The sequence below is a fragment of the Streptomyces sp. NPDC002851 genome, assembly GCF_053591935.1.
This window is the reverse complement of the sequence record NZ_JBSFUT010000017.1, coordinates 32,539-57,408: the sequence shown is the minus strand read 5'-3', so window position 1 is coordinate 57,408 and position 24,870 is coordinate 32,539. Positions and strand designations below refer to the sequence as shown.

Below are 24,870 nucleotides of genomic sequence, written 5' to 3'. Positions count from 1 at the left end.
ATGGGCACGGCCCGTTTCCCCACGAACCCCCGTACAGTGGAAATCACTTGGAAGTGATCCAGTCGACCTTGGCCGACCTTCGAGGGGGTACGGCGTGGCGAACGGCAGTCCCCCGGACAGTGGCGGCGGCGGCCCGGTCGCGCACGGGTTCCCGCATCTGGAAACGGTGCGTTCGGCGATCAACGCCGTCTACAAGCGCCTCTCGTACGACACCGTGCACGCCTTCGACACCAGCGTGGTCCCGGCCGATGTGGCCTTCAGCGATGTGGACGACCTGTATCTGGGGGTGCAGCGGGTGGCCCGCACGATGGTGCGGCAGCTGCGCCTGCCGGACGCCCGGATCATCGTCAGCTTCCGCCGGATGGAACAGGCCGCGAACGTCGAACTGACCGCGGGCCCCGAGTACTTCATCGAGCTGAACGACCGGTTCCGTGAGCACCGCCGCGACATCGGCGCCGCCCTCGCGCACGAGGTGACGCACGTCTATCTGCACCGCCTCGACCTGCACTTCCCCGGCACCCGCGACAACGAGATCCTCACGGATACGGCCGCCACGTATCTGGGCGCGGGCTGGCTGCTCCTGGACGCCTACCGGGAGGACCAGGTCTCCTCGCAGAAGCTCGGCTATCTCACGCCGGAGGAGTTCGGCTACGTCCTGGCCAAGCGGGCGCTCGCGTTCGGCGAGGACCCGGCGGTGTGGTTCACCAGCCCGCAGGCGTACACCGCGTATACGACGGGCCTGCGGGAGGCCCGCCGCGACGGGCAGCGTCCGCCGCTGGCGGCCGCGGGATGGATGGGGCGCCGCCGCTACGCGCGGGACCGTCGCCGGGCCCTGTCCGAGGACTGGCCACTCGCTGCGGACCCTGCCGGGTCCACGAATCCCGGGGACCTCGCGGGCGGCCAGTACCACTTCGAGCGCGGCTCACCGCCCCGCGTCACCTTCCCGTGCCCCACCTGCCGCCAGCGGATCAGGGTGCCGGTGCGGGGGCGGGTCAGGGCACGGTGCGGGCTGTGCCGCACGGTCCTCGACTGCGATACTTGAACCCTCCCCCAGCTAAAGCAGGGGGATTCCTGGCTCAGGAAGCCTCCCGAGGTAGCCCCTCGAAGGGTCTTACTCCCTCAACACCAGCCGGGACGGAACCTGCCCGGTTTGGTAGAGCAAAGCTCTGGGTGTGCTGTCTTGGTTCTCGATCAGCACGTGTACGGAGCTTGGTTCTCGCTCCGCACGGCGGGCAGCTTACCCGATCGTGTGGGCGGTCTGCCGCAACTTCGACCTCACCCCGCCCCATAGACCGGCCCCGGAGCCGCCGCCGAAGCGAGCAGCTTCCGTGCCGCATCGCCCGCCTCCGCCGGGGTCCACCGCGCCCCCTTGTCGGTCGTCGGCCCCGCACGCCACCCCTCCATCACGGTGATCCGCCCGGCCTCCGCCTCGAAGACCCGCCCGGTCACCCCCTCGCTCGCCGTCGAGCCGAGCCACACCACCAGCGGCGATACGTCCTCCGGCGCGGCCTCCAGTCCGGCGAAGGTCTGCTCGGTCATCCGGGTACGGGCGGCCGGGGCAAGGGCGTTGACCTGGACGCCGTACCGGCCGAGCTCCGCCGCCGCCACCGACGTAAGCGCCAGAATGCCCGCCTTGGCCGCGCTGTAGTTGCCCTGCCCCACCGAGCCGAGGAGCCCGGCCCCCGAACTGGTGTTGACGACCCGCGCCTGCGGTGTCCGGCCCGCCTTCGACTCGGCGCGCCAGTGCGCGGCCGCGTGCTTCAGGGGCAGGAAGTGGCCCTTCAGATGGACCCGCATGACCGCGTCCCAGTCGTCCTCGTCGAGGTTGACCAGCGTGCGGTCGCGCAGAAAGCCCGCGTTGTTGACGAGGGTGTCGAGACGGCCGTACGTCTCCAGGGCGGTGCGTACGAGGGACGCGGCGCCCTCGGACGTGGCGATGTCGCCGCCGTGGGCGACGGCCTCACCGCCCGCCGCGACGATCGCGGCCACCACCTCGTCGCCCGGGGTCCCCGATCCCGGCGAGCCGTCCAGGGACACACCCAGGTCGTTGACCACGACCCGCGCGCCCTCGGCGGCGTACGCGAGCGCGTGCGCGCGCCCGAGCCCGCGCCCCGCGCCCGTCACCGCCACGACCCGCCCCGCACACAGCCCGGGCGTATCCCCAACTCCCATATCACGCCTCCTTGTTGACCGTTGCCGCAGCCAGAAACGCGGGGCGCTCCCCGCCCCCGTGCACCAGCAGGCTCGCCCCACTGATGTACGCCGCCCGCTCCGAGGCCAGGAACACGGCCGCCTCGCCGACCTCGGAGGGTTCCGCGAGGCGGCCGAGCGGCACGGTGCGGCCGACCGCCGCGACCCCGCCGTCCTCCCCGTCGTGGCCGTAGTGCAGCGCGGACAGCTCGGTGCGGACCATGCCCAACACCAGCGTGTTGACCCGCACTTCGGGCGCCCACTCCACCGCCATCGAGGCGGCCAGGTTCGCGAGCCCGGCCTTCGCCGCCCCGTACGCGGCGGTCCCCGGCGACGGCCGCGTCCCGCTCACGCTGCCGATCATCACCACCGAACCGCGGCTCTCCTTCAGTAGCGGGTACGCCGCGAGCGATGCCGTCAGGGGCGCGGTCAGATTCAGCTCGAGCACGCGCGCGTGCCGCTGGGCACCGGTCTCGCCGAGCAGCCGGTACGGCGTACCGCCCGCGTTGTTGACCAGGGTGTCCAGGCGCCCGTAGGTGGTGCGTACGCCGTCGAAGAAGACCTCGACCGCGTCCGGATCGCGCAGGTCGACCGGCCTGAACTCGGCCTCGGTGCCCGCCACTTGGACCGGCTCGTCCGGCGGCCTGCGGGCGCACACCACCACCCGGGCCCCGGCCCGCAGAAAGGCGCGGGCGATCCCGGCGCCGACGCCGCGCGTGCCACCGGTGACGACCACGACGCGCCCGCCCGCCGCATCCCGCGTACCACCATCCATGCCGTCCGCGGCCCTCCCCTCCTCTTGCATTCGCTGCTACCTTCCCCACCTAACAAATGTTTGGTGGAAAGGTAGCTGATCCTCCCATGGGTGTCTCCACCTCGAGCCCGGACAAGGGCATCGCACTGGTCACGGTCGACTTCCCGCCCGTCAACGCCCTTCCCGTGCACGGCTGGTACGAGCTCGCGGACGCGGTACGCGCGGCGGGCCGCGACCCCGAGGTGCGCTGCGTCGTCCTGGAGGCGGCCGGGCGCGGCTTCAACGCGGGCGTCGACATCAAGGAGCTGCAAGGCGAGGCAGGGACGGCCGAGAACGCCGCGCTCCTGGGCGCCAACCGCGGCTGCTACGAGGCGTTCGCGGCGGTGTACGAGTGCGAGGTGCCGGTGGTGGCGGCCGTGCAGGGGTTCTGTCTGGGCGGCGGGATCGGGCTCGTCGGCAACGCGGACGCGATCGTGGCCGCCGACGACGCCACCTTCGGGCTGCCCGAGCTCGACCGGGGCGCGCTCGGCGCCGCCACCCACCTGGCCCGCTTGGTCCCCCAACACCTGATGCGCGCCCTGTACTTCACGTCCCGCACCGCGACGGCCGCCGAGCTGCACGCCCACGGCTCCGTGTGGCAGGTCGTGCCGCGTGACCAACTCCTGGACTCAACCCTTGAGTTGGCGCGCGAGATCGCCCGCAAGGACGGCCAGCTGCTGCGGCTCGCGAAGGCCGCGATCAACGGCATCGACCCCATGGACGTACGCCGCAGCTACCGCTTCGAGCAGGGCTTCACCTTCGAGGCCAACCTCAGCGGGGTCGCCGACCGGGTCCGGGACACCTTCGGCAAGGGGGACGGAAAGTGACCGACAAGAGCATGACGCCCGACGAGGTCGTCTCCAGGCTGCGCAGCGGCATGACGCTCGGCATCGGCGGCTGGGGCGCGCGCCGCAAGCCGATGGCCCTGGTGCGGGCGATCCTGCGGTCGGAGCTGACCGATCTGACGGTGGTCTCGTGCGGCGGCCCGGACGTCGGGATGCTCGCCGCCGCCGGTCGGATCCATCGGGTTGTCGCGCCGTTCGTGACGCTCGACTCGATTCCCCTGGAGCCGCACTTCCGGGCGGCGCGCGAGAGCGGCGCCATCGAGCTGACCGAGTACGACGAGGCCATGTTCCTGTGGGGCCTGCGCGCGGCCGCCAACCGGCTGCCGTTCCTGCCGGTCCGCGCGGGCATCGGATCCGACGTGATGAGGGTCAACCCCGAGCTGCGCACGGTCACTTCACCGTACGAGGACGAGAGCACCGGGGAGCAGGAGGAGTTCGTGGCCGTGCCCGCCCTGCGCATGGACGCCGCGCTCGTCCACCTCAACCGGGCCGACCGGCTCGGCAACGCCCAATACCTGGGCCCCGACCCGTACTTCGACGACCTGTTCTGCGAGGCCGCGAGCGCCGCCTACGTCTCCTGCGAGCAGCTCGTCGAGACCGCCGAGCTGACCAAGGACGCGGCCCCGCAGACCCTGCTCGTCAGCCGCCACAACGTCACGGGCGTCGTCGAGACGCCGAACGGCGCCCACTTCACCTCCTGCGCGCCCGACTACGGCCGCGACGAGGCGTTCCAGAAGGCGTACGCGACCACGCCCTGGCCCGAGTTCGCCGGGCGGTTCCTGTCCGGGGACAGCGAACACGCGTACCAGACCGCCGTCCAGACGTGGCACGAGGAGCAGCAGCAGTGACCGACACCCAGGCCATGAGCACCGTCACCCGGGCCGAGTACTGCGTGATCGCCTGCGCCGAGGTGTGGCGCGGCGTGGGCGAGGTGCTCGCCAGCCCGATGGCCCCGATCCCGTCCTTCGGCGCCCGGCTCGCCAAGCGGACCTTCTCGCCCGACCTGCTCCTGACCGACGGCGAGGCGATGCTGGTGTCGCTCGACGGGACGGTGGAGGGCTGGCTGCCGTACCGCCGTCATCTGGAGCTGGCCGCCGGCGGGCGGCGGCACGTCATGATGGGCGCCAGTCAGATCGACCGGTACGGCAACCAGAACATCTCCTGCATCGGCGACTGGCACCGCCCGAAGCGGCAGCTGCTCGGGGTGCGGGGAGCGCCCGTCAACACGCTGAACAATCCCGTGAGTTACTGGGTGCCGAAGCACTCGCGGCGGGCCTTCGTGGAGCGCGTCGACATGGTGAGCGGGGTCGGCTACGACCGCGCGGCCGAGGCCGGGCCCGTCGCCCGCCACCACCGCCTGCCGCGTGTCGTCAGCGACCTCGGCGTCTTCGACTTCGCCACGCCCGACCACTCGATGCGGCTCGCCTCGCTGCACCCGGGCGTGACCGTCGAGCAGGTGCGCGCGGCGACGGGCTTTGAACTCACCGTCCCCGACGAGGTGCCGTACACCCGCGAACCCACCGCCGATGAGCTGGAGTTGATCCGGACGGTCATCGACCCGAAGGGCGTACGCGAACGCGAGGTGCCCGCCCGATGAGCCCCGCCACCATCCCCACGGCCTTCACCCAGCTCGTCGGCATCCGCCACCCGATCGTGCAGACCGGTATGGGCTGGGTCGCCGGGCCCCGGCTCGTCTCGGCCACCGCGAACGCGGGCGCCCTCGGCATCCTCGCCTCCGCGACGATGACGCTCGACGAGCTGCGCGCGGCCGTGCGCGAGGTCAAGTCTCGTACGGACGCGCCCTTCGGGGTCAATCTGCGCGCGGACGCGGCCGACGCACGGGACCGGGTACGCGTGATCACCGAGGAGGGCGTGCGGGTCGCGTCCTTCGCCCTGGCCCCGTCCCGCGAACTGATCGCGGAGCTGAAGGACGCGGGGACCGTCGTGATCCCGTCCATCGGCGCCCGGCGGCACGCCGAGAAGGTGGCGGCGTGGGGCGCGGACGCGGTGCTCGTGCAGGGCGGCGAGGGCGGTGGCCATACCGGCGAGGTGGCGACGACGGTGCTGTTGCCGCAGGTCGTGGACGCGGTGGACCTTCCGGTGATCGCGGCGGGCGGATTCCATGACGGACGCGGCCTGGTGGCGGCGCTCGCGTACGGGGCTGCGGGCATCGCCATGGGCACGCGCTTCCTGCTGACCTCGGACTCGGCCGTCCCGGACCCGGTCAAGGCCCACTATCTGGCGGCGTCGGTCACAGACGTGACGGTCACGACGGCCGTGGACGGTCTGCCGCACCGCATGCTCCGTACGGACCTGGTGACGTCCCTGGAAGGCGCGGGCCGTACGCGGAGGCTGGCCAGGTCCGTCCGGCACGCCGCCGCCTTCCGCAAGCTCTCCGGGCTCTCGTGGCCGCGCCTGGTCCGCGACGGCCTGGCGATGAAGCACGGCATGAACCACGGCAAGGAGCTGACCTGGAGCCAGGTCCTGCTCGCCGCGAACACCCCGATGCTGCTCCGGGCCGCCATGGTCGAGGGCCGCACCGACCTCGGCGTCATGGCCTCCGGCCAGGTCGCGGGAGTCATCGACGACCTGCCGTCGTGTGCGGAGCTCGTCGACCGCGTCATGGCCGAGGCAGAGCACGTACGGAAAGGGCTGCACGCGCACGGCACCCTGCCAACCCCAGGGTGATCTCCGTATCCGGCATCACCGGCATATCCCGCAAGGGAGTTCAGGCATGTCGATCTCCAGACGCACGCTGCTCACCGGTAGCGCGACGGCAGTGGTGGCCGCCGCCCTCACCCCCTCCGCCGCGGTGGCGCGGCCCCGGGTCCGGGTGTCGGGCACGCCGCGCTCGGTGCGGCACATCCCGCTCGAACGCGCGGTCAACGTCCGTGACCTGGGCGGCTATCGCACGTACGACGGTGCCGAGGTCCGCTACGGGCGGGCGTTCCGCGCCGACGAACTGAGCAAACTCACCGACGCGGACGTGACGGTGCTCGGCGGCCTCGGCTTGACCAGGGTGGTCGACTTCCGGGTCCCGTTCGAGATCGAACAGAACGGCCCGGACCGGCTCCCCGCCGGGCTCACGGCGGTTTCCCGGCCCGTCAGCGACATGGGCCTGTACGCCTGGCTGCTCGGGGTCATCAGCTCGCGCGACCCCGTGAAGCAGGAGGAGGCGCTGGGCGGCGGCCGTGCGGAGGAGCTGATGCGGAAGATCTACCGCACGTTCGTGACGGACGCGACGAACCGGGGCCGGTTCGCGGCAACGCTGCGGGACCTGGCCGGGGGCGCGGGCGGCGGCGCGCTGCTCTTCAACTGCACGTCGGGCAAGGACCGTACGGGCTGGGCGAGTTACCTGACGCTGAGCCTGGTGGGGGTACCGGGCACGGTGGCCGAGCAGGACTATCTCCTGTCCAACACCTTCCGGGCGGAGGCGGACCGGCGCACCCGGGAGGCGCTGAAGCAGATGGGGTTGATGCAGAACCCGGATCTGCTGATTCCGGTGCAGGAGGTGCGGCCGGACTATCTGGGCGCTGCCCTGGCCCAGGCCGACGCGGACTACGGCGGGCTCGGCGGGTACGTACGGAACGGGCTCGGGTTGGACGGGCGGACGCTGGTCGGACTGCGGGAGCGTCTGGTGGCCTGAGCACCGTCGCTCTTTCCCCCGGTCCCGCCCCTTCCCGGCTGTGTCGATATGCGGCTAACGCCGCGGGGGGCTCCGCCCCCTGCTTACGGGAAGGGGCGGGGCTGGGGAATCAAACCCGCTCCACGATCGTCACGTTCGCCTGCCCCCCGCCCTCACACATCGTCTGCAACCCGAACCGCCCACCCGTCCGCTCCAGTTCGTGCACCAACGACACCATCAGCCGAGCCCCCGTCGCCCCCAGCGGATGCCCCAGCGCGATGGCGCCCCCGTTCACATTGACCCGCTCCGGATCCGCCCCGGTCTCCTTCAGCCACGCCAGGACCACCGGCGCGAACGCCTCGTTGATCTCGACCAGATCCATCTCGTCGAGCGACATCCCCGCCTTCTTCAGGGCGTACGCCGTCGCCGGGATCGGCGCGGACAGCATCCGGATCGGGTCCTCGCCCCGGACGGACAGATGATGCACCCGCGCCCGCGGGGTCAGCCCGTGGTCGCGTACCGCCCGCTCGGAGGCGAGGAGGAGCGCCGCCGCACCGTCCGAGACCTGCGACGAACACGCGGCGGTGATCGTGCCGCCGGGCACGACCGGCTCGAGCGCCGCCATCTTCGCCAGGGACGTGTCACGGCGCGGCCCCTCGTCCACGGCCACGTCCCCGTACGCCACGGTCTCCCGCTCGAACCGCCCCTCGTCGATCGCCCGCACCGCCCGCTGGTGCGAGCCGAGTGCGAACTCCTCCATCGCGCGCCGCGAGATACCCCACTTCTCGGCGATCAGCTCGGCACCGTGGAACTGGTCGACCGGCTGATCGCCGTACCGGGCCCGCCACCCCTGCGACCCGTGGAAGGGCCCGTCCTTCAGGCCGAGCGGCTCCCCCGCCTGCCGGGAGGCGTACGCGATCGGGATCATCGACATGTTCTGCACGCCCCCCGCGACCACCAGATCCTGCGTGCCGGAGAGCACACCCTGTGCGGCGAAGTGCAGGGCCTGTTGGGACGAGCCGCACTGGCGGTCGACCGTCGTGCCCGGCACCTCCTCGGGCAGCCCGGCGGCCAGCCACGCCGTGCGGGCGATGTCGCCGGCCTGCGGCCCGACCGTGTCCAGGCAGCCGAGTACGACGTCCTCGACGGCGGCCGGGTCGATGCCGCAGCGCTCCACGAGGGCCTTGAGCACATGCGCCCCGAGGTCGGCCGGATGGACCCCGGCGAGTCCGCCCTTGCGCCGCCCCACAGGCGTACGGACCGCTTCGACGATGTAGGCCTCGGCCATGACAACTCCCAACAGGTCTGTTGCATCAGCGGGTTCAGGTGCGTACGGCGATTCCGTCCAGGACCATCGACAGGTACTGCCGCGCGATCTCCTCCGGACTGTGCTGCCCGCCCGGCCGGTACCAGGAGGCGGCGACCCACACGGTGTCGCGCACGAAGCGGTAGGTGAGCCGGACGTCCAGGTCGGAGCGGAAGACCTGGGCGTCGACGCCGCGCTCCAGGGTGCCGAGCCACGCCTTCTCGAACTTCTGCTGCGACTCGGCGAGATACGCGAAGCGGGGCTGCCGCGCGAGGTGCCGGGACTCCTTCTGGTAGATCGCGACGGCGGCGCGGTGCCGGTCTATCTCCCGGAACGACTCCGTGACCAGGGCCTCGATGGTCTCGCGCGGGCCGAGGTCGGCGGCGAGCACCGCGTCGTAGCCCTGCCAGAGCTCGTCGAGGAAGGTGGAGAGGATTTCGTCGAGGATCCCCTCCTTCGAGTCGAAGTGGTAGTAGAGGCTGCCCGCGAGCATCCCCGCCGCGTCCGCGATCTTACGGACGGTGGTGGCGTTGTAACCCTGCGCGGCGAAGACCTCGGCGGCGGTGGCGAGGAGCTCACGCCTCCGCTCGGGCGCGGCGGTCACCTGGGGTTTCTTCGATTGGTTCGAGGTGTTCGGCTGGTTCGGCACAGGTCCATTGTCCGCCCCCGGCTACGCGTGCTGACTGCTGACCGACACGACCTCGCCCGTCATGTACGAGGAGTACTCCCCGGCGAGGAAGACGATCACGTTGGCGACCTCCCACGGCTCGGCGTATCGACCGAAGGCCTCCCGCTCGGTGAGCTCGGCGAGCAGCTCGTCGGTGGTGACCTTGGCCAGGTGCGGGTGCATGGCGAGGCTCGGGGCGACGGCGTTGACGCGTACGCCCAACTCCGCGGCCTCGACGGCGGCGCAGCGCGTCAGGGCCATCACCCCGGCCTTGGCGGCGGCGTAGTGCGCCTGCCCGGCCTGGGCGCGCCAGCCGACGACGGAGGAGTTGTTGACGATGACGCCACCCGAGCCGGACTCACGGAACGCCCGCAGCGCCGCCCGTACGCACCGAAAGGTGCCGTTCAGCGTCACGTCGAGCACGCGTGACCACTGCTCGTCCGTCATGTCGACGAGCTGCGAAGTGCCGCCGAGCCCGGCGTTGTTGACGACGATGTCGAGTCGGCCGTGGCGTTCGACGGCGTACCCGAAGAGCGCCCGCACCTGCTCTTCTTCGGTGACGTCACACGCCAGCGACGCCACCTTGTCCGCCCCGAACTCCTTGACGAGCTCGGCCTCGGACTCGGCGAGGCGCCGCTCGTGGGCGTCGCTGATGAGCACCAAGGCGCCCTCTTCGAGGAACCGGCGCGCGGTGGCCCCGCCGATGCCCGCCCCCGCGGCGGCGGTGATGACGGCGGTGCGGCCGTCGAGCAGTCCGTGCCCGGCTACGTACTGCGGCTTGTTGTCCATCACGCCAGGAGGCTAACCTACCAAACACTTGTTAGGGAAGGAGTCGGTCGCCCCGTGGACCTCGACGAGTCACCCGAAGAGCAGGAATTCCGCCGCGCGGCACGCGCCTGGCTGCGGGCCAACGTGCCCGCAGAGCCGCTGCGTTCACTGGAGACCGAGGAGGGTTTCGCCCAACACCGCGCCTGGGAGGGCCGGTTGGCGGCGGACCGCTGGTCGGTGGTCTCCTGGCCCGAGGAGTACGGCGGCCGTGGCGTGGACATCTTCCAGTGGCTGATCTTCGAGGAGGAGTACTACGCGGCGGGCGCGCCCGGCCGGGTCTCGCAGAACGGCATCAGCCTGCTCGCGCCCACGCTCCTCGACCACGGCACCGCCGAGCAGAAGGCCCGGATCCTGCCCGCGATGGCCCGTGGCGAGGTGATCTGGGCGCAGGCGTGGTCGGAACCGGAGGCGGGCTCGGACCTGGCGTCCCTGAGGTCCCGGGCCGAACGCACCGACGGCGGCTGGCTGTTGACCGGCCAGAAGACCTGGTCCTCACGGGCCGCCTTCGCCGACCGGGCCTTCGGCATCTTCCGTACGGACCCTTCGGGCGCGGCCGAGGGCAAGCCGCACCGGGGGCTCACGTATCTGATGTTCGACCTGCGGGCGCCGGGCGTCACGGTCCGGCCCATCGGGCGCCTCGACGGCAAACCCGCCTTCGCGGAGCTCTTCCTCGACGGGGTCTTCGTACCGGACGAGGACGTGCTCGGCGAGCCGGGCCAGGGCTGGCGGATCGCGATGTCCACGACCGGCAACGAGCGCGGCCTGACCCTCCGCTCCCCCGGCCGCTTCCTCGCGACCGCCGACCGCCTGGTGCGGCTGTGGCGGGAGCGCGGCGACCCGGCGGACACGGCGCTGCGCGACCGGGTCGCGGACGCGGTGATCGAGGCACGGGCGTACCGGCTCTTCACGGCGGCCAACGCCTCCCGCTTCGCGGCCGGGGAATCGATCGGCGCCGAGTCCAGCCTGAACAAGCTGTTCTGGTCCGAGCACGACATCCGTACCCACGAGACGGCCCTCGACCTCCTCGGCGCGGACGGCGAACTCGCCGACGGAGACGGCGCGTTCCCGGACTCCGACTGGGCGGAGGGGTACGTCTTCGCGCTCGCGGGCCCGATCTACGCCGGTACGAACGAGATCCAGCGGGACATCGTCGCCGAGCGGCTGCTCGGCCTGCCGAAGGGACGCCGGGCATGAGGTTCCTCCTGGACGCGGAACAGCAGGCGTTCGCCCACTCGCTGGACGCGATGCTGACGGCGGCGGACACCCCTTCGGCCGTACGCGCATGGGGATCCGGGGACTTCCGGCCCGGCCAGGCGCTGTGGGGGCGCCTGGCCGAGGCCGGAGTGTTGGCACTCGCGGTGCCCGAGGAGTACGGAGGGATGGGGCCGCTCCCCGTCGAACTGGCCGTCGCCTTCGTGGAGTTGGGGCGGCACGCGGTACCCGGCCCGCTGGTCGAAACGGTGGCGGCGGCCCGGCTGCTCACGGCCCTCGGGGACGACGCGGCACCATCCCGGGCGGCCAAGGAACGGCTCGGGGACCTCGCCTCCGGCGAGGCGACGGCGACCCTCGCGCTACCGGAAGGCGGCCCGTACGCCCTGGACCCGGAGGCGGCCTCCTGGACGGTGCGGTATGCCGCCGGAGCCGGGTCGGCCGCGACGGAGCTCCGGCTCGCCCCCGGCCACGGCCCGGTGCGCCGCTCCGCCGACCCGGCCCGCCGCCTGGCGCTGCCCGTGCCGGGCGGCCCGGTGCTCGCGGCCGGGCCGCGGGCGGCCGACGCGGCGCGGGCGGCGGCCGACTGGGCGGTCCTCGCCACGGCGGCACAGGCCCTCGGGGTCGGGCTCGCGCTGCTCGACCGGACCGTGGCTCATGTGCGGCAACGCACCCAATTCGGGGTGGCGGTCGGGTCGTTCCAGGCGGTCAAGCACCAGCTCGCGGACACGCTGATGTCCCTGGAATTCGCCCGCCCACTGCTCTTCGGAGCGGCACTCTCGATGACCCGGGCCGACATCGCGGCGGCCAAGGTCGCGGCCTCCGAGGCGGCGTACCGCGCAGCGCGCACGGCCCTCCAGCTCCACGGCGCCGTCGGCTACACGCAAGAGCTCGACCTCTCCCTGTGGCTCCGCAAGGCCCAGGCCCTGCGCACGGCGTGGGGGGCGCCGGGGTGGTGCCGAGAGCAGGTCCTCTTCCGAAAGGAATCCGCATGATCTCCCTCGACGGCAAGACCGTGCTCATCACCGGAGCGGCTCGGGGCCAGGGTGCCGCGGAGGCGCGGCTTTGCGCGGAGGCCGGGGCGCGGGTCGTGCTCACGGACCTCCTTGAGGAGGAGGGCCGTCAGGTCGCCAAGTCCCTGGGTGACCAAGCCCTGTTCGTACGCCACGACGTGACCGATGCCGCGAGCTGGGCGGCCGCCGTGCGGGCCGGGCTCGACCGCTTCGGGAGGCTCGACGCCCTCGTCAACAACGCGGGCCTGTGGCGCACAGCGTCCGTGGAGGAGGAGACGTACGAGAACTTCGAGCGGCTGCTGCGGGTCAACCTGCTCGGGCCGTTCCTCGGTATCCAGGCGGTCGTGCCCGCCCTGAAGGACGCGGGCGGTGGCTCGGTGGTGAACATCTCCTCGACCGCCGGGCTGGGCGGCCTGCGGCGCAGCGCGGCGTACGGCTCATCCAAGTTCGGCCTGCGCGGGCTCACCCGGTGCGCGGCGCTCGACCTCGCGCCGTACCGGATCCGCGTCAACTCCGTGCATCCGGGAGCGATCGACACCCCGATGATCGCCGAGGTGATGGCGGGCCGGGACTGGTCCCACGTGCCGCTCGGCCGCACGGGCCGCCCGGAGGAGGTGGGCGGCCTCGTGCTGTTCCTGGTCTCCGAGGCCTCGTCGTACGTCACCGGCGCGGAGTTCACCGCGGACGGCGGCCAGACGGCGTGAGGCCCCGGGCCCGCCTAGGGCGTGTCCGATGGGTCCTGCCTGGGTCGCGACGCCGGCCCGCACGCCCCCACTCTCGGCTTCGCTCGAGCGGGAGGTGCCCCCGGGCGTTGTCGTCGGTCCCCGACGCTCCGCGTCGCCCGCCGCGAAGCGGCTGATGTCACAGCCTCCTCCGCCTTGCAGCTGCTGCTCGCCATCCGAAGGATGAATCAAAGAGGCGAGGCGGAGCCGCGCAGCGGCGGAGCGCACCAGACGCCGCTCCCGGCCACACGGACAGACACCACCCACCGCAGCCCGCCTGACCCATCGGACACGCCCTAACCCGCCTGCTCCTGAAACGCGGGCAGCTCGAAGATCCGCGTCTTCGCCGCGTCGTCCATGAGCTCCACGAGCGGCAGTACCAGCTCCCACAGATCCTGCTTGTCCACCTCACGCGCCAGCGCGTCCAGCTCCGCGTCCCCCAACGCCCCCGCCGCATCCGCGACCGTCTTGCGGGAGTCGTCCGGAAGGACCTCCACCAGGGGCAGGAACTCGGCCCACAGGGCGGTGGCGACGACCGCCCGCACGACGCCGTGGAGGACATCCGCGTCCCGCAGGGACGGCAGGGCGGCGACCGCCCGGCGCTCCTCCTCGTCGAGCAGCGCGACCAGGGGCAGCAGCGACTCCCACAGGTCCTGCTCGGCGGCCACCGCGACCAGGCCGTTCAGCTGCTCGGGCGGCTGGGCCGCGGCGAGTGAGGCGATCCGGGCGCGCTGCTCGCCGGTCACCATCCCGGCGACGGCGAGCGCCTCGGGCCACAGGCCGTCCCCGGCCGACGCGATGACCCGTTCGAGCCGCTCCTCGCCCATCAGCGCCACGATCTGGCCGAGCCGTTCGGGCCGGTCGATGGCGAACCCGGTGCGCAGCACGGTCGCGTCGTCGACCTGCGGCAGGATCCGGGCGAGCGCCGAGTCGCGCAGATACCCCACGAAGCGGCCCATGGTGAGGTGGTCGCCGCGTTCGGCGAGCGCCACCGAGATCCGGACGATCAGGTTCTCGTCGATCCGGTCCACGATCCCGGGTATCCGGCGCGGGTCGAGGTAGGCGCAGGACTCGGCGGTGAAGGCGACCGGCAGCTTCTCGATGATGTCGGCGGCCCGCGCCGGGTCGAGGCGGCCCGCGACGGCGGCGGCGAGCCGGGGCCCGAGCGCCTTCTGGGAGATCGCGGCGGCCACCCCGGAGGGCACCAGCTTGGTCGCGGCGGCGATCCGGTCGAGCATGTCGGGCGCCCGGTCGAAGAGCGCCGCTACGGTCTGCTCGCGGAACCGGCGTACGTCGTCGGCGGGCAGCCCCTGGAGAAACGCGAACCGCTCCGGCTCGGCGTCGAGCAGCCGGGCGAGTTTCTGGGTCTCGGCGCGGCCCTGCAGCGTGTCCATGGTCGGCCCCCTTACCGGAACAGGATCTTGCGGACGGGTCCGCGTGCCAGGGCGGGCACCAGCTTCAGGGCGGCCTCGGCGGCCTCGCCCAGCCCTGCGGCCCGGCTCTCGCGCTCGCCGCGCAAGGCGTCGGCGAGCAGCTGGAGCTGCCCGGGTTCGAGCCGCCCGAAGCTCTCCGGGGGCGCGGCCCCCAATTCCCCACTCACGTTTCCCAGCGCTTCGGTGCTCACGGGACCTCCCGGGGCTCGCTCATTACTCCTGGGTCAGGTCACGAGCATGCCCCCGTCTTTGACTAATAGTCAACGACGGGGGCGGCCCGGATTCCCGTACGGCTACGGCCAGTTGATCAGCCCTTCACGGCACCGGCCGCGAGCCCGGAGCCCAGCCTGCGGTGCACCACCACGAAGAAGATCATCACGGGCAGCGTGACCAGTGTCGAGCTGGCCATGACCGGACCCCAGGCCGTGGAGTTCTCGCCGAAGAACTGGTAAATGCCCACGGCGGCGGTGTACTTGGAGCCGTCCTTCATGAAGGTGTACGCGAACACGAACTCGTTCCACGCCGTGATGAAGGCGAAGATCGAGGTCGCCACCAGGCCCGGCGCCACGAGCGGCAGCAGCACGGAGCGGAACATCCGCCCCCAGGAAGCCCCGTCGATATACGCCGCCTCCTCGACCTCCTTCGGCACGGTCTGCACAAAGCCCCGCAGCGTCCAGATCGCGAACGGCAGCGACAGGGCGACGTACACGATCGTCAGGCCGAGCAGCGAGTTGAGCAGGTCGTAATCGCGCATCTGAATGAACAGCGGGATGACCAGGGCCTCGAGCGGCACCATCTGCACCACAAGGACCATGATCAGTACGGAGGTCCGGAACCGGAACTTGAACCGGGCCACCGCCACCGCCGCGAACAGCGAGAGCACCGCGGCGGCCAGGATGGTGCCGAGCCCGACGACGGCCGAGTTCAGCAGATACGTACCGAAGTTGCCCTTCTCGAAGACCAGTTGGAAGTGCTCGAAGGTGAACCCGCTGGGCGCGAGGTCGGAGCCGCGGACGGCCGCCTTCGGGTCGAGGGCGGTGGAGATCATCCAGTAGACGGGGAAGAGCGTGAAGACGAGCAGCGCGGCGACCGCGACCGGAATCCCGATCCGGGCGGCCGGGCTGGTACGGCGGCGAGAGGCGGCTCGGGTGCGCACTGCTTTCACCGTGCTCACCGTGCTCACTGTGCTCACAGGTCCTCCTCCCCCTGCCGGAACAGCGTCCGGATATAGACGATCGTGATGACGAGCAGCAGCACCGTGAGCAGCACCGCGGCCGCGGCGCCCGTGCCGTAGTCGTTCTTCGCGAACGCCTCGATGTACGAGAAGACGCCGAGGTTGTAGACGTCCGGATTGGAGCCGTCGCCGCCCGGCATCACGAAGATCTGGGTGAACACCTTGAAGTCCCAGATGGTGGAGAGGATGGTCACCACCAGGAAGACCGGCCGGATGGTCGGCAGGGTGATCTTCCAGAACCGCTGCCAGGCGTTGGCGCCGTCCAGCATGCCCGCCTCGTAGAGCTCCTTGGGGATGGTGAGCAGGCCCGCGAGCACGGTGATGGCGACGAACGGGAAGCTGTGGTGCACCACGTTCAGGGTGGCGATGCCGTAGAACGGCAGCCGTTCGGTGAACCAGTTGGTGGTCTCCGGGTCGATCAGGCCGACGCTGCCCGCGAGTTGGCTGAACAGCCCGTCCTGCGGCTGGAACAGCCAGATCCACACATACGTCCCGGTGACCGCGGGCATCGCCCAGGCGGCGAGGATCGCGACGGAGCAGATCAGCCGCCAGGTGGGCCCGAGCCGGTTGAGAAGGAGCGCGACCAGCGTCCCGACGACCAGCGTGAGCCCCACACACGCGACGGCGAAGAACACCGTGTTGGGCAGCACGGTCCGCCACAGCAGCGGGCTGCTGAGCAGATCGGCGTAATGGTCGAACCCGGTGAACGTACCGATCCCGCCACCGAACTTGACCTCGTAGTCCTGGAGCGAGAGCTTGCCGACCTGCACGAGCGGCCAGAGCAGCAGCCCCGCGAGGACGGCGAGGGCCGGGGCGAGCAGCAGCCACGGCCGGGTGAGGTTGGTCAGGTGCCGCCTGCGGCGGGCGGAGGCCTGCGCGGCCTGTGGCCCACCGCCGACGAGCGCTTCTTTCTCTGCTTCCTCGACTTTCACGGTGCTCACAGCGGAAGGGTGTCCCTCACTCGGTCGCTTACTCGGCCGCTCACTCGATCCCCCACCCGGTCTCTCACTCGTCCTTGGCGAAGATCGCGTCCATGTCCTTGGCCGCCTTGTCGGCCGCCTCCTTGACGCTCGCCTTGCCGTTGAGGATCGACTGCACCATGCGCGGAATGACCTTGGAGGCCTGGATCTCGCCGTACGCCTTGGTCTTCGGCACGGTCGCCCCGGCCTCGAGCATCTGCTGGGCGAAGGGCTCGACGAGCGGGTCCTTCTTGTCGGCGATCTTCTTGAGCTCGGAGTTCTGACCGGGGAAGTAGTTGGTCTGCTCGGCCCACTCGGCGGCGAACTTACCGGTGGTCAGAAGCTTCACGAACTCCCAGGCGAGGTCCTGCTTGTCGGTCTTGAAGGTGGACAGGTAGGAGCCACCGAGGAACGACCGGCTCATTCCGCCGTCCTGGCCGGGAATCGGCACGGCACCGAGCTTCCCCTTGAGGTCCGGGTTGGCCTCGACGATCGCCTTCGGCGTCCAGTTGCCGTTGACGGACATGGAGATCTCCCCCTTGCCCCAGGCGTCGCCGACCTCCTTCTCGGTCCAGGTGTTCACCTTCGCCGGGGAGACCTTGTTCTTGGTCGCCAGGCCGGTATAGAACTCGAGCCCCTCGACCGCCTTCGGCGAGTTGATCGCGGACTTCCACTTCCCGCCCTGCTCGGTCGCGAGCTCGCCGCCCGCGCCCCAGATGAACGGCGTGGCGAACATCTCGGCCCCGCCCGCCACCGGGAACGCGACCTTGTCGGGCTCCTTCTCCTTCAACGTCCTGGCGGCGGCCCGCAGTTCGTCCCAGTTGGTGGGCGGCTGAATCTTGTGCTTCTCGAACAGGTCCTTGCGGTAGACGATGCTGCGCACGCCCGCGTACCACGGCATGCCGTACTGCTTGCCCTCGAGCGTGCCCGCGTCCTTCAGCCCCTCGACGAGATCGTCATTGAGCCCCGCCTCCTTCACCTTGTCGGTGACGTCGACGAGCCCGCCGGTCTCCGCGAACTGCGGCACCCAGGTGGTACCGACCTCGGCGACGTCCGGCACCTGGTCGGGCCCGCCCTCGATGGCGGTGGTGAACTTCTTCTGGGCGGTGGCCCACTGCTGGTACTCGACCTTGATGTCGGCCCCGGTCTTCTTCTTGAACGCCTTGGCGGCCTCCTTGAAGAAGGGCCGGGCATCGGGGTTGGTGCCCTCCATGATCCAGACGGTCAGGGTCTTGCCCTTGCCGTCGATCCCGCCGCCGTCGGCCTCGCCGCCGCCACCGTCGTCGCCGCCGCACGCGGTCGCGGTCAGCCCGAGTGTCGTGCAGATGGCTACCGCCGCGAGGACGCGGCGCTTCATACCGGGCTTCATACGGGCCCCCTCCAGGTTCCGTTGGTGGCTGCGATTGTGGTCGCAGCGGATCCGAGCGGTCTAGACCCATTCGGATACGCGGCCGAACCGTAATGAGTATTGCGGGTTCCGCAACAGCCCAGCCCCGGAAGACATATGCCCGCCCACACCACGGCCGTAAGCCCGCGCACACGCCGCAGCGCCCGCCACGTCCGGTCGGGGACTATGGGGCGGGCGCTGCGTCAGGTCCACACGTCGTTGTGCGGAACGTTTGTGGGGACCGTGGGTCAGTCAGTTCAGTTGTCGTTCGGCGTTACACCGTGAGCGAGCGGTCCGTCGGCCGGATCGGCGCGTGCAGGTCGGACGCTCCCGTCAGGAAGCGGTCCACGCCGCGCGCCGCCGAGCGGCCCTCGGCGATCGCCCAGACGATCAGGGACTGGCCGCGGCCCGCGTCACCGGCGACGTACACGCCGGGCACGTTGGTCTGGAAGTCGGCGTCACGGGCGACGTTGCCGCGGGCGTCGAGCTCCAGGCCGAACTGGGACACCAGGCCGTTCTCCTGGTCGATGCCGGTGAAGCCCATGGCCAGGGTGACCAGCTGGGCCGGGATCTTGCGCTCCGTGCCCGGCTTCTGCTCCAGCTTGCCGTCCTTGAACTCCACCTCGATCAGGTGCAGGTACTGGACGTTGCCGTCCTCATCGCCCTCGAAGTGGGTGGTCGAGACGGAGTAGATCCGCTCGCCGCCCTCCTCGTGGGCCGAGGTGACCTTGTAGAGCATCGGGAAGGTCGGCCAGGGCTGGTGCGGGGCACGGTCCTCGCCAGGCCTCGGCATGATCTCCAGCTGCGTGACCGAGGCCGCGCCCTGGCGGTGGGCGGTGCCCACGCAGTCCGCGCCGGTGTCGCCGCCGCCGATGACGACGACGTGCTTGCCCTCGGCGGTGATGGGCGGCTGCACGTAGTCGCCCTCCTGCACCTTGTTGGCCAGGGGCAGGTACTCCATCGCCTGGTGGATGCCGTTGAGCTCACGGCCGGGGACCGGCAGGTCGCGGGCGGTGGTCGCGCCCGCGGCGATCACCACGGCGTCGTACCGCTTGCGCAGGTCCGTCGCCGTCATGTCGCGGCCGATCTCGATGTCCGTACGGAAGCGGGTGCCCTCCGCGCGCATCTGCTCGATACGGCGGTTGATGTGCCGCTTCTCCATCTTGAACTCGGGGATGCCGTAGCGGAGCAGACCGCCGATGCGGTCGGCGCGCTCGTACACCGCCACCGTGTGACCGGCGCGCGTCAGCTGCTGCGCCGCCGCCAGGCCCGCCGGGCCCGAGCCGATCACCGCGACGGTCTTGCCCGACAGGCGCTCGGGGATCTGCGGGGCGACATCCCCGGTCTCCCACGCCTTGTCGATGATCGAGACCTCGACGTTTTTGATGGTCACGGCGGGCTGGTTGATGCCGAGCACGCACGCCGACTCGCACGGGGCCGGGCACAGACGGCCCGTGAACTCCGGGAAGTTGTTCGTCGCGTGCAGCCGCTCCGACGCCGCCGCCCAGTCCTCGCGGTACGCGTAGTCGTTCCACTCGGGGATCAGGTTCCCGAGCGGGCAGCCGTTGTGGCAGAACGGGATGCCGCAGTCCATGCACCGGCTGGCCTGCTTGCTGATGATCGGCAGCAGGGAGCCGGGCTGGTAGACCTCGTTCCAGTCCTTGACGCGCTCGGCGACGGGACGGGTCTCGGCGACCTCGCGGCCGTGGTTCAGAAAGCCCTTCGGGTCAGCCATTGAGCGCCGCCTCCATCATCTTCTCGTGGGTCTCGGACTCGGAGAGCCCGGCTCGCTCGGCGGCGTCCTTGGCGGCGAGCACTGACTTGAACGTACTGGGGATGATCTTGCTGAAGCGGGTCACGGCCGCGTCCCAGTCCGCGAGGAGCTTCTCCGCGACCGTCGAGCCCGTCTCCTCCTGGTGGCGGCGCACCACCTCGTACAGCCACTGCTTGTCGGAGTCGTCCAGGGCCTCGACCGCCGCCGCGTTGCCCGCGTTGACGTTGTCGGCGTCCAGGTCGATGACGTACGCGATGCCGCCGGACATGCCCGCCGCGAAGTTACGGCCGGTCTCGCCGAGGACCACCGCGTGGCCACCGGTCATGTACTCGCAGCCGTGGTCGCCCACGCCCTCCGAGACCACCGTGGCACCGGAGTTACGGACGCAGAACCGCTCGCCCACCCGGCCGCGCAGGAAGATCTCACCGCCGGTCGCACCGTACGCGATGGTGTTGCCCGCGATCGTCGAGTACTCGGCGAGGTGGTCGGCGCCCCGGTCCGGGCGGACCACGAGGCGGCCACCGGACAGGCCCTTGCCGACGTAGTCGTTGGCGTCGCCTTCGAGGCGGAGGGTGATGCCGCTCGGCACGAAGGCGCCGAAGGACTGGCCCGCCGAGCCGGTGAAGGTGATGTCGATGGTGTCGTCCGGCAGGCCCGCGCCGCCGAACTTCTTCGTCACCTCGTGGCCCAGCATGGTGCCGACGGTCCGGTTGATGTTCCGGATGGCGACCTGGGCGCGGACCGGCTCGGCCTCGGCGGCGCTGTTCGCGGCGAGCGCGTCGGCGGCCAGCTTGATGAGCTCGTTGTCCAGGGCCTTCTCCAGGCCGTGGTCCTGCTCGATCAGCTGGTGGCGGACGGCGCCCTCGGGCAGGTCCGGCACGTGGAACAGCGGCTCCAGGTCGAGGCCCTGGGCCTTCCAGTGCTTGACGGCCCGCTCGGTGTCGAGGAGTTCGGCGTGGCCGACGGCCTCGTCGATGGAGCGGAAGCCGAGCTCGGCGAGGAGCTCACGGACCTCTTCGGCGATGAACTCGAAGAAGTTCACCACGTACTCGGCCTTGCCGGAGAACCGGTCGCGCAGCGTCGGGTTCTGCGTGGCGATGCCGACCGGGCAGGTGTCCAGGTGGCAGACGCGCATCATGACGCAGCCGGAGACGACCAGCGGCGCGGTGGCGAAGCCGAACTCCTCGGCGCCGAGCAGCGCGGCGATGATCACGTCACGGCCGGTCTTCAGCTGGCCGTCGGTCTGCACGACGATCCGGTCCCGCAGCCCGTTGAGCAGCAGCGTCTGCTGGGTCTCGGCCAGGCCGAGCTCCCAAGGACCACCGGCGTGCTTCAGCGAGGTGAGCGGCGAGGCGCCGGTACCGCCGTCGTGGCCGGAGATGAGGACGACGTCCGCGTGCGCCTTGGACACACCGGCCGCGACCGTGCCGACGCCGACCTCGGAGACCAGCTTCACGTGGATGCGGGCCTGCGGGTTGGCGTTCTTGAGGTCGTGGATCAGCTGCGCCAGGTCCTCGATGGAGTAGATGTCGTGGTGCGGCGGCGGCGAGATCAGGCCGACGCCCGGCGTGGAGTGCCGGGTCTTCGCCACCCACGGGTACACCTTGTGGCCGGGCAGCTGGCCGCCCTCGCCGGGCTTGGCGCCCTGCGCCATCTTGATCTGGATGTCGTCGGAGTTGACGAGGTATTCGCTCGTCACGCCGAAGCGGCCGGACGCCACCTGCTTGATGCTGGAGCGGCGCGCCGGGTCGTACAGGCGCTCCGCGTCCTCGCCGCCCTCACCGGTGTTGGACTTGCCGCCCAGCTGGTTCATGGCGATGGCGAGGGTCTCGTGCGCCTCGCGGGAGATCGAGCCGTACGACATGGCGCCGGTCGAGAACCGCTTGACGATCTCGGAGACGGGCTCGACCTCGTCGATGGAGATCGACGGGCGGTCCTCGCTCTTGAAGCCGAAGAGCCCGCGCAGCGTCATCAGGCGCTCGGACTGCTCGTTGACGCGGTCCGTGTACTGCTTGAACACGTCGTAGCGGCGCTGCCGCGTGGAGTGCTGGAGGCGGAACACCGTCTCCGGGTCGAAGAGGTGCGGCTCGCCCTCGCGGCGCCACTGGTACTCGCCGCCGATCTCCAGGGCGCGGTGCGCCGGGGCGATGCCGGAGGCGGGGTACGCCTTGGCGTGCCGGGCGGCGACCTCACCGGCGATGACGTCGAGGCCGACGCCGCCGATCTTCGTGGTGGTGCCGACGAAGTACTTGGCGACGAAGGACTCGTCGAGACCGACGGCCTCGAAGACCTGGGCACCGCGGTAGGAGGCGACGGTCGAGATGCCCATCTTGGACATGACCTTCAGAACGCCCTTGCCGAGGGCGTAGATCAGGTTCCGGATGGCCTGCTCGGGCGAGCCAACCTCGTCGGCACTGAGGAACGTACCGGCGCGAACCAGGTCCTCGACGGACTCCATCGCCAGGTACGGGTTCACGGCGGCGGCGCCGTAGCCGATGAGCAGCGCGACGTGGTGCACCTCGCGGACGTCACCGGCCTCGACGAGCAGGCCCACCTGGGTGCGCTGCTTCGTACGGATGAGGTGGTGGTGCACGGCCGCGGTGAGCAGCAGCGACGGGATCGGGGCGTGCTCGGCGTCGGAGTGCCGGTCGGAGAGCACGATCAGGCGGGCCCCGGCCTCGATGGCGGCGTCGGCCTCGTGGCAGATCTCCTCGATGCGGGCGGCGAGGGTGTCGCCGCCGCCGGAGACCCGGTAAAGACCGGACAGGGTCACGGCCTTCATGCCGGGCATGTCGCCGTCGGCGTTGATGTGGATGAGCTTGGCCAGCTCGTCGTTGTCGATGACCGGGAACGGCAGGGTCACGGACCGGCACGAGGCGGCGGTCGGCTCGAGCAGGTTGCCCTGCGGGCCGAGCGAGGAGTGCAGGGAGGTGACGAGCTCTTCGCGGATGGCGTCCAGTGGCGGGTTGGTCACCTGCGCGAACAGCTGCGTGAAGTAGTCGAAGATCAGCCGGGGCCGCTCGGACAGGGCCGCGATCGGCGTGTCCGTACCCATCGAACCGATCGGCTCCGCACCGGCCTTGGCCATCGGCGTGAGCAGGACGCGCAGCTCCTCCTCGGTGTAGCCGAAGGTCTGCTGGCGGCGGGTGACCGAGGCGTGGGTGTGCACGATGTGCTCGCGCTCGGGCAGGTCGGAGAGCTCGATCTCACCGGCCTCCAGCCACTCCTGGTACGGCTGCTCGGCGGCGAGGGCGGCCTTGATCTCGTCGTCCTCGACGATGCGGTGCTCGGCGGTGTCGACGAGGAACATCTTGCCGGGCTGGAGACGGCCCTTGCGTACGACCTTCGACGGGTCGATGTCGAGCACGCCGACCTCGGAGCCGAGCACGACGAGGCCGTCGTCGGTGACCCAATAGCGCCCCGGGCGCAGGCCGTTGCGGTCGAGGACCGCGCCCACCTGCGTACCGTCGGTGAAGGTGACACAGGCCGGGCCGTCCCAGGGCTCCATCATCGTGGAGTGGAACTGGTAGAAGGCGCGCCGTGCCGGGTCCATGGAGCCGTGGTTCTCCCACGCCTCCGGGATCATCATGAGCACGGAGTGCGGCAGCGAACGGCCGCCCAGGTGGAGGAGTTCGAGCACCTCGTCGAAGGACGCGGAGTCGGAGGCGTCCGGCGTGCAGACGGGGAAGATCCGCTCGAGCTGCTTCTCCCCGAAGAGGTCCGAGACGAGCTGCGACTCGCGGGCCCGCATCCAGTTCCGGTTGCCCTGCACGGTGTTGATCTCACCGTTGTGCGCGACGAAGCGGTACGGGTGCGCGAGCGGCCACGACGGGAAGGTGTTCGTGGAGAACCGCGAGTGGACGAGCGCGACCGCGGACGCGAAGCGGCGGTCGGACAGGTCCGGGAAGAAGGGCTCCAGCTGGCCGGTGGTCAGCATGCCCTTGTAGACGAGGGTGCGCGCGGAGAGCGACGGGAAGTACGTCGCGGCCTCCCGCTCGGCACGCTTGCGCAGCGCGAACGCCTTGCGGTCAAGCGCGATGCCGCTGTTCTCGCCATCGGCGACGAAGATCTGCCGGAAGACCGGCATGGTGGAGCGGGCGCTGGCGCCGAGGAGCTGGGGCGCGACGGGGACCTCGCGCCAGCCGAGGACGGTCAGGTCCTCCTCGGCGGCGATGGCCTCGATGCGGGCCGCGGTCTCATCGGTGCCCTCGACGGGCAGGAAGGCGATACCGACGGCGTACGCACCGGCCTCCGGGAGCGCGAAACCGACGGTCTCGCGCAGGAAGGCGTCCGGGACCTGCATCAGGATGCCGGCGCCGTCACCCGAGTCGGGCTCGGAGCCGGTGGCTCCGCGGTGCTCGAGATTGCGCAGTACGGTCAGCGCCTGCTCGACCAGCTCATGGCTGGCAACACCGGTCAAGGTGGCCACGAACCCGACACCACAGGCGTCGTGTTCGTTACGGGGGTCGTACATCCCCTGCGGGGCGGGGCGACCATCCATGGGCGACCAGGCGTCGGAACGCATCGGCTCTCCCGTCGTCGTCGGTGGCAAAAGTGCAAGGTGCCGAGGGACGACGTTGGCCCTCATGGCGCTAGAAATTTCGTGCAGGTTACATGATGGAGGGTTTCTCGAAAACCGGATACTTCATTCCACCATGCGGACACCGCTCGTGGCGATGGGAACCGCTCGTACAGCTGAAGGAGAGGACCGGTGCGGACAGATCAGTGACCGACGGCCCGGAACACAGGGCCTCATTGCCCATGGACCTGCGCCGAGCCTCATTGCCCGTAGCGCTTACGGCTCATGCCCTGAGCCCCGCACATCGAAACCGCCTGGTAACGAGAATGTATGCGGCCGCTTGCATAGTCGCGGTAGCAAGACAGG

Annotated in this window: 21 protein-coding genes; 9 read left to right on the top strand and 12 right to left on the bottom strand. The window is 70.8% G+C overall.

Annotated elements, in window-relative coordinates:
- Window positions 1-94 precede the first annotated feature (94 nt).
- Window positions 95-1,042 (top strand): hypothetical protein, encoded by a 948-nt coding sequence (locus ACWD10_RS19420; RefSeq protein ID WP_451092487.1) that lies wholly within the window; start codon window positions 95-97, stop codon window positions 1,040-1,042.
- A 233-nt stretch (window positions 1,043-1,275) separates the two neighbouring features.
- On the opposite strand, the gene ACWD10_RS19415 is transcribed toward ACWD10_RS19420, so the two are convergent.
- Together ACWD10_RS19415 and ACWD10_RS19410 are read right to left on the bottom strand one after the other, a co-directional pair.
- Entirely contained in the window at window positions 1,276-2,172 is an 897-nt protein-coding gene (locus ACWD10_RS19415) for an SDR family oxidoreductase (RefSeq protein WP_451092485.1), read from the bottom strand.
- A 1-nt stretch (window position 2,173) separates the two neighbouring features.
- Window positions 2,174-2,995 carry an SDR family oxidoreductase gene (locus ACWD10_RS19410; RefSeq protein ID WP_451092483.1) on the bottom strand — a complete coding sequence of 274 codons (822 nt, stop codon included), beginning with the start codon at window positions 2,993-2,995 and terminating at the stop codon, window positions 2,174-2,176.
- Between the two features lie 56 nt (window positions 2,996-3,051).
- Between ACWD10_RS19410 and ACWD10_RS19405 the strand changes: the two genes are divergently transcribed.
- The 5 genes from ACWD10_RS19405 to ACWD10_RS19385 are packed head-to-tail and all read left to right on the top strand — an operon-like array spanning window position 3,052 to window position 7,474.
- Entirely contained in the window at window positions 3,052-3,810 is a 759-nt protein-coding gene (locus ACWD10_RS19405; RefSeq protein WP_451092481.1) for an enoyl-CoA hydratase family protein, read from the top strand.
- Complete coding sequence (locus ACWD10_RS19400) at window positions 3,807-4,676, top strand: CoA transferase subunit A (RefSeq protein ID WP_451092479.1); 870 nt, start codon at window positions 3,807-3,809, stop codon at window positions 4,674-4,676. Before ACWD10_RS19405 ends, ACWD10_RS19400 begins: the two co-directional genes overlap by 4 nt.
- A 14-nt stretch (window positions 4,677-4,690) precedes the next feature.
- Window positions 4,691-5,425, top strand: a complete 735-nt coding sequence (locus ACWD10_RS19395) for a CoA-transferase subunit beta (RefSeq protein ID WP_451092686.1) — start codon at window positions 4,691-4,693, stop codon at window positions 5,423-5,425.
- 11 nt (window positions 5,426-5,436) lie between these two features.
- On the top strand, window positions 5,437-6,516 hold the full coding sequence (locus tag ACWD10_RS19390) for an NAD(P)H-dependent flavin oxidoreductase (RefSeq protein WP_451092683.1): 1,080 nt from the start codon (window positions 5,437-5,439) through the stop codon (window positions 6,514-6,516).
- A 46-nt stretch (window positions 6,517-6,562) separates the two neighbouring features.
- Window positions 6,563-7,474, top strand: coding sequence for a tyrosine-protein phosphatase (locus tag ACWD10_RS19385; RefSeq protein WP_451092477.1), 912 nt, complete (start codon window positions 6,563-6,565; stop codon window positions 7,472-7,474).
- Between the two features lie 109 nt (window positions 7,475-7,583).
- Here ACWD10_RS19385 and ACWD10_RS19380 read toward each other — a convergent pair whose 3' ends face one another.
- Genes ACWD10_RS19380 through ACWD10_RS19370 form a run of 3 tightly spaced genes read right to left on the bottom strand, consistent with a single transcriptional unit; the run spans window position 7,584 to window position 10,215 of the window.
- A complete protein-coding gene (locus ACWD10_RS19380; RefSeq protein WP_451092475.1) occupies window positions 7,584-8,741 on the bottom strand; it encodes an acetyl-CoA C-acetyltransferase in 1,158 nt (385 codons plus the stop codon).
- Window positions 8,742-8,775: 34 nt separating this feature from the next.
- Entirely contained in the window at window positions 8,776-9,408 is a 633-nt protein-coding gene (locus tag ACWD10_RS19375) for a TetR/AcrR family transcriptional regulator (protein WP_451092473.1), read from the bottom strand.
- A gap of 21 nt (window positions 9,409-9,429) precedes the next feature.
- A complete protein-coding gene (locus ACWD10_RS19370; RefSeq protein WP_451092681.1) occupies window positions 9,430-10,215 on the bottom strand; it encodes an SDR family oxidoreductase in 786 nt (261 codons plus the stop codon).
- 54 nt (window positions 10,216-10,269) lie between these two features.
- Here ACWD10_RS19370 and ACWD10_RS19365 point away from each other — a divergent pair, with 54 nt between their 5' ends.
- From ACWD10_RS19365 to ACWD10_RS19355, 3 genes are read left to right on the top strand one after another with little or no spacing between them, the layout of a single operon-like run.
- Window positions 10,270-11,448, top strand: coding sequence for an acyl-CoA dehydrogenase family protein (locus ACWD10_RS19365; protein ID WP_451092471.1), 1,179 nt, complete (start codon window positions 10,270-10,272; stop codon window positions 11,446-11,448).
- The gene (locus ACWD10_RS19360; RefSeq protein WP_451092469.1) at window positions 11,445-12,458 is read left to right on the top strand and encodes an acyl-CoA dehydrogenase family protein; all 1,014 of its coding nucleotides are present in this window, start codon (window positions 11,445-11,447) and stop codon (window positions 12,456-12,458) included. Before ACWD10_RS19365 ends, ACWD10_RS19360 begins: the two co-directional genes overlap by 4 nt.
- Window positions 12,455-13,180, top strand: a complete 726-nt coding sequence (locus tag ACWD10_RS19355; protein WP_451092467.1) for a glucose 1-dehydrogenase — start codon at window positions 12,455-12,457, stop codon at window positions 13,178-13,180. Before ACWD10_RS19360 ends, ACWD10_RS19355 begins: the two co-directional genes overlap by 4 nt.
- A gap of 314 nt (window positions 13,181-13,494) precedes the next feature.
- Here ACWD10_RS19355 and ACWD10_RS19350 read toward each other — a convergent pair whose 3' ends face one another.
- The 7 genes from ACWD10_RS19350 to gltB form a co-directional block, all read right to left on the bottom strand.
- Window positions 13,495-14,592 carry a hypothetical protein gene (locus ACWD10_RS19350; RefSeq protein ID WP_451092465.1) on the bottom strand — a complete coding sequence of 366 codons (1,098 nt, stop codon included), beginning with the start codon at window positions 14,590-14,592 and terminating at the stop codon, window positions 13,495-13,497.
- An 11-nt stretch (window positions 14,593-14,603) separates the two neighbouring features.
- Window positions 14,604-14,822 (bottom strand): hypothetical protein, encoded by a 219-nt coding sequence (locus tag ACWD10_RS19345; protein ID WP_451092463.1) that lies wholly within the window; start codon window positions 14,820-14,822, stop codon window positions 14,604-14,606.
- A gap of 116 nt (window positions 14,823-14,938) precedes the next feature.
- A complete protein-coding gene (locus ACWD10_RS19340) occupies window positions 14,939-15,823 on the bottom strand; it encodes a carbohydrate ABC transporter permease (protein ID WP_451092461.1) in 885 nt (294 codons plus the stop codon).
- Window positions 15,820-16,797 carry a carbohydrate ABC transporter permease gene (locus tag ACWD10_RS19335; protein WP_451092679.1) on the bottom strand — a complete coding sequence of 326 codons (978 nt, stop codon included), beginning with the start codon at window positions 16,795-16,797 and terminating at the stop codon, window positions 15,820-15,822. The genes ACWD10_RS19340 and ACWD10_RS19335 overlap by 4 nt, the downstream gene beginning before the upstream one ends.
- Before the next feature lie 73 nt (window positions 16,798-16,870).
- The gene (locus ACWD10_RS19330) at window positions 16,871-18,193 is read right to left on the bottom strand and encodes a sugar ABC transporter substrate-binding protein (RefSeq protein WP_451092459.1); all 1,323 of its coding nucleotides are present in this window, start codon (window positions 18,191-18,193) and stop codon (window positions 16,871-16,873) included.
- A 292-nt stretch (window positions 18,194-18,485) separates the two neighbouring features.
- On the bottom strand, window positions 18,486-19,946 hold the full coding sequence (locus ACWD10_RS19325; protein ID WP_451092457.1) for a glutamate synthase subunit beta: 1,461 nt from the start codon (window positions 19,944-19,946) through the stop codon (window positions 18,486-18,488).
- Window positions 19,939-24,510 carry a glutamate synthase large subunit gene (gltB, locus tag ACWD10_RS19320; RefSeq protein WP_451092455.1) on the bottom strand — a complete coding sequence of 1,524 codons (4,572 nt, stop codon included), beginning with the start codon at window positions 24,508-24,510 and terminating at the stop codon, window positions 19,939-19,941. Before gltB ends, ACWD10_RS19325 begins: the two co-directional genes overlap by 8 nt.
- Window positions 24,511-24,870 lie beyond the last annotated feature (360 nt).